This is a genomic window from Pseudoalteromonas sp. AWM4_233 (assembly GCF_056158285.1).
In genome coordinates, this window is the sequence record NZ_JBSWSZ010000147.1 from 1 (window position 1) to 4,405 (window position 4,405).

At 39.9% G+C, this 4,405-nt stretch carries 4 protein-coding genes; 1 reads left to right on the forward strand and 3 read right to left on the reverse strand.

All coding sequences use genetic code 11. The features are described from left to right. Window positions 1-93 precede the first annotated feature (93 nt). Window positions 94-354 carry a bifunctional hydroxymethylpyrimidine kinase/phosphomethylpyrimidine kinase gene (locus tag ACXAC4_RS27675; RefSeq protein WP_475168481.1) on the forward strand — a complete coding sequence of 87 codons (261 nt, stop codon included), beginning with the start codon at window positions 94-96 and terminating at the stop codon, window positions 352-354. Between the two features lie 240 nt (window positions 355-594). Here the strand turns inward: ACXAC4_RS27675 and ACXAC4_RS27680 are convergent, their stop codons facing one another. From ACXAC4_RS27680 to ACXAC4_RS27690, 3 genes are all read right to left on the reverse strand, one after another. Then, window positions 595-2,682 carry a class I tRNA ligase family protein gene (locus ACXAC4_RS27680; RefSeq protein WP_475168474.1) on the reverse strand — a complete coding sequence of 696 codons (2,088 nt, stop codon included), beginning with the start codon at window positions 2,680-2,682 and terminating at the stop codon, window positions 595-597. Between the two features lie 112 nt (window positions 2,683-2,794). Next, window positions 2,795-3,475, reverse strand: coding sequence for a class I tRNA ligase family protein (locus ACXAC4_RS27685; RefSeq protein WP_475168484.1), 681 nt, complete (start codon window positions 3,473-3,475; stop codon window positions 2,795-2,797). Window positions 3,476-3,726: 251 nt separating this feature from the next. Continuing rightward, window positions 3,727-4,317 (reverse strand): substrate-binding periplasmic protein, encoded by a 591-nt coding sequence (locus ACXAC4_RS27690; protein ID WP_475168476.1) that lies wholly within the window; start codon window positions 4,315-4,317, stop codon window positions 3,727-3,729. Window positions 4,318-4,405 lie beyond the last annotated feature (88 nt).

Genomic DNA, 4,405 nt, shown 5'->3' on the forward strand with positions numbered 1-4,405 from the left:
ACAGGGAACCTGTTTGAAGCTGGTCAACTAGCTCAAACAGGTACTATTAAAACGCTAAATGGTATTGAAAGAAGCGGCTGGAAAAAGTGACTGATTTTAGGTGCAAAAAATGTCGTTATTAAAGGTGGCAAAGCTTTTTATCACGAGAAGGCAATTGACCTTTTCTATGATGGGCATGAATTTACGGTATTAGAAGAAGATAAAATCAACACAAGCTACAACCACGGTGCTGGATGTACGTTTGCTGCTGCTATTACCGCTAACCTAGCACATGGACGTACTGTAAAAGATGCTGTAAAGGGAGCAAAGAGATCTTGTAACAGCAGCGATCAAGCATGGCTGGAAACTCAATGAATATGTCGGTCCCGTCAGACGCTGGTGCTTATAATAAATATACGGGATCAATGAAAAAATTTTTAACACTATGGCACAAAAAAATCCAGGGCAGATTTTCCCCTGGATTTTTTGCCAAGATTAATGTATTCCTATTCGAACAAGGTCTCATTCTCTAGTTGAATGCTTTTCATCTCTGCACGCTCTCCAAAATGAATGTCCTTTAGAAGCAGGTTCGTTTCTAACAAAGATTGAAACGAACTAATCGACGGTTTTCATTTCTTCACTAGCAGCAAACGTAATATTTACCCGTTGGTCAACCGGTAAATTCAACTCTTTCCGATAGAGTTGCACTGCTCGTATAAGCTCGCGAGCTAAACCTTCTTGTTTTAATTCCTCCGTTAATTGCGTATCCAATAGAACGGTGAATGTCGGATTTGTAGCCATTTCGAGTCCTTTTTTTGTCACCTGCTTTACTAACAGATCTTCCTCCTCAAGTTGTAACGTCTCTCCAGACGGTAACGTTAATGTTCGATCTCCTTTTACGATCTGAGTGATTGCGTCTTCTGGTAATTGTTGCAATCTTTTCTGCACAATCCCTACATGCTTTCCTAATTTCGGACCGGCGACTGGGAAATTCAATTTAACTTCATAACGCACGTTTTCGCCCATTTCTGTTGCGACATCCACTCGCTTCACATTAATTTCGTCTTTAATAATATCCACATATTTATAGACATAGTTAGTGTGTAATGCATCGCTAACCACCGTTAAAGAAGCTAATGGTTGCTTTGTCTTTATTTTGGATTCGTTACGAGCTTGTCGTGCAAGTTCCACAACTTGGACTACGCCACTCATTTCTTTTTCCAATTGGTCATTAACCGCCGTTTCATCATAACTAGGAAAATCAACGAGATGTACACTTTCACCTGTTAACTTTACATGAATATCCTCGGTAACAAACGGAATAAACGGTGCAAGCAACTTACTCGTTGTTATCAATACTTCTCTTAACGTATGATAAGCAGCCAATTTAGTACTTCCCATTCCTTCACCCCAAAAACGGTCACGAGAACGACGAATGTACCAATTGCTTACTTGATCTACAAATTCCGCTAAAACCTTCGCGGCAGATGTAAACTCATAAGCATCCAAATAGTGATTCACCTGATTAACAACCGTCTGTTGACGAGATAAAACCCATTTATCCAACAATGTTTGCTCCCCTTTATCATGCTGATGAGGATCAAATTGATCAATAGCCGTATACATTGCATAAAAAGCGTACACATTTTGTAACGTATCGACCACTTTTGATTTGGCTTGAGCAACTAAATTTGCTGAAAAACGTTTATTGTTCCACGGTGCACTATCTGCTAATAAAGCCCAACGAAGCGCATCCGCTCCATACGTTTCCACCAGTTGCATCGGATCAATCACATTGCCTTTACTTTTCGACATTTTTTTACCATCTTCATCTAAGATATGTCCTAAAGATAACACTCGTTTATAAGAAGGTTTGCCGACGAATAAGGAAGCAACCGTTAATAAGCTGTAAAACCACCCTCTCGTTTGATCCACACCTTCAGCAATAATATCTGCTGGGAATTGTTTTTCAAATAACTCTTTGTTTGCAAATGGATAATGATATTGCGCAAACGGCATTGAGCCACTATCAAACCAGACATCAATTACTTCTTTTGTACGGTACATATCACTATGGCAGTGCGGGCAACAGAGCACGATCTTGTCTACGTATGGTTTATGCAACTCCAACGAATCAGGAACCGGATCTTTCGCATATGCTTGTAGCTCTTGAATACTTTTCGGAACTACTTGATGCTCACAGTCTTGACATATCCACACATTTAAAGGTGTTCCCCAGTAACGGTTTCTTCCTAAATTCCAATCCACCATATTTTCCAAAAAATTTCCAAAGCGACCGTGCTTCATATGCTCTGGATGCCATTCGATCTGTTCGTTATTTTGTAAGATCGTATCTTTTATAGCTGTCGTTCGGATAAACCAACCTTCCATAGCGTAATAAAGCAGCGGCGAATCACAACGCCAGCAGTGTGGGTAGCTATGCTCATATTTTTCCTTTGCAAACAACAAGTCTTTTTCCGCCAACATTTTAATAATTGCTACGTCGCTCTGCTTCGCTAATTGCCCTTTTAAAGGAAGCATATCTTCCTTATATCTACCCGTCTCATCAACGACATGAATAAAATCAAGATTATTTTCTTCTACCGCATGATAGTCATCTTCTCCATACGCAGGAGCAACATGAACAATACCTGTACCGCTATCGTTTGTAACAAACTGCGCACCAATGACTTGGTACCACACTTTACTTTAGACATTGGAAAAGGAGGTTGATAAGAAAGTCCAACAAACTCTTTTCCTTTATGCCAGCTTAACACGTCAGCTTCTTTACATATTGCTTGTAAACGATCAGCTGCTACAATAAACACTTGCTGATTTTGCTGAACTTTAACATAATCCATGTCAGGGTGTACAGCAAGAGCAATATTTCCGGTAACGTCCATGGTGTTGTCGTCCATCCTAAAAAGAATGTATTCGCAGCATCTTTTAGTGGAAATTTCACTGTTACAGATAAATCTTTGACATTTTTATATCCCTGTGCGACGTTCACTCGAGAACTTAGCGAGGTTTGACAACTTGGGCAATAAGGCGTTACACGATGCCCTTTATCTAATAATCCTTTTTTATGAATGGTAGCTAAAATATACCAAACACTTTCAATATAATTATTTTCAAGCGTCACGTACGGATCATCCATATCTACCCAGTACCCAATTGCCTCTGTAAATTTCCGCCATTGTTTTTCATAATCAAAGACACTATCTTTACCGGCTTCAATAAATTTTTCTACGCCATATGCTTCAATTTCTTGTTTACCGGAAATACCTAGTTTTTTCTCCACACCTAATTCAACGGGTAAGCCATGTGTGTCCCAACCCGCTTTTCTTAACACTTGAAAACCTTGCATTGTTTTATATCGCGCAACAAAATCTTTGATTACGCGACCAGCATCATGCCCAGCATGTGGTAAACCATTCGCTGTAGGTGGCCCCTCGTAAATACAAACGTTTCTTGTCCTTCCCGTTGTGTGATGGATTTTCTAAATATATTCTGCTGCTGCCACCACTTCTTAACCCGATTTTCCCTTCAACTACCGTTTCGTTTTCATGATGCTGAACCAAACCTAATCACTCCTTACTAGGTGCTGTCGATTCCGTTTGTAGTCGTCTGTTTAACCTTAGCAATACGTAACTGAACGAAGTAAATAGGACATAACGTATTGCTAAGGTTAACGACGGTTAGATTCACCTCTTACACAGCACCTAGCGGCTATTCATAGAATGCATATTATTGGTGAGTGCAACGGGCTTCTAGCGAGAGCTCTTGCTCTGAAATTTGTGTGATAGTTTCTAGATAACGCTCTTTGATGGGTAAGTCCAAGCCTTTTGAATAAATTTCGTCAATTGCATTTTGTAGTTGAGTAACCAATGTTTGAGGCACCCTCTTATTTAAAGCCAAATAATTTCCACCTAGTCGAGGATCATCTATATAGTAAGCTGGAACAACCTGCTCAGGTCGAAGTCGATAATTCTGAATGTGGAATTTCAAGCTATTCGCGGAGGCAATAAACAAATCGAGTTTGCCCTCAGTAAACGCTTTTATTTCTGCAAACTTTTCAGAAAAAAGAATGTAATTTATATGCTCTTTAAATCCCCACTGCTTGAGCACTTCTTCATATGCATCGCCTTTATGTAAAGCAACCGTGTAATTTGCCAACTCTTCTTTGTTGTTTATTTCAATATCATCGCGTTCAGTAAGTTTATAAAAGCACCCAGGGCTTGAAATAAGTGGCCCAACCCATTGGAATTGCTGTTCACGGCTTGGCAGCCTAGATGTGGACACTAGACCACTATGCTCATGTTTTAGGCTCAATGTCATCGCGCGCTTCAGGTGCTGTGTAAGAGGTGAATCTAACCGTCGTTAACCTTAGCAATACGTAACGAAACGTTTAAAGCGTACATAAACA

Excerpts from the sequence above, each read along its gene's own strand:
- ACXAC4_RS27690 (WP_475168476.1), bottom strand. The coding sequence starts at position 4,317 with ATGACATTGAGCCTAAAACATGAGCATAGTGGTCTAGTGTCCACATCT.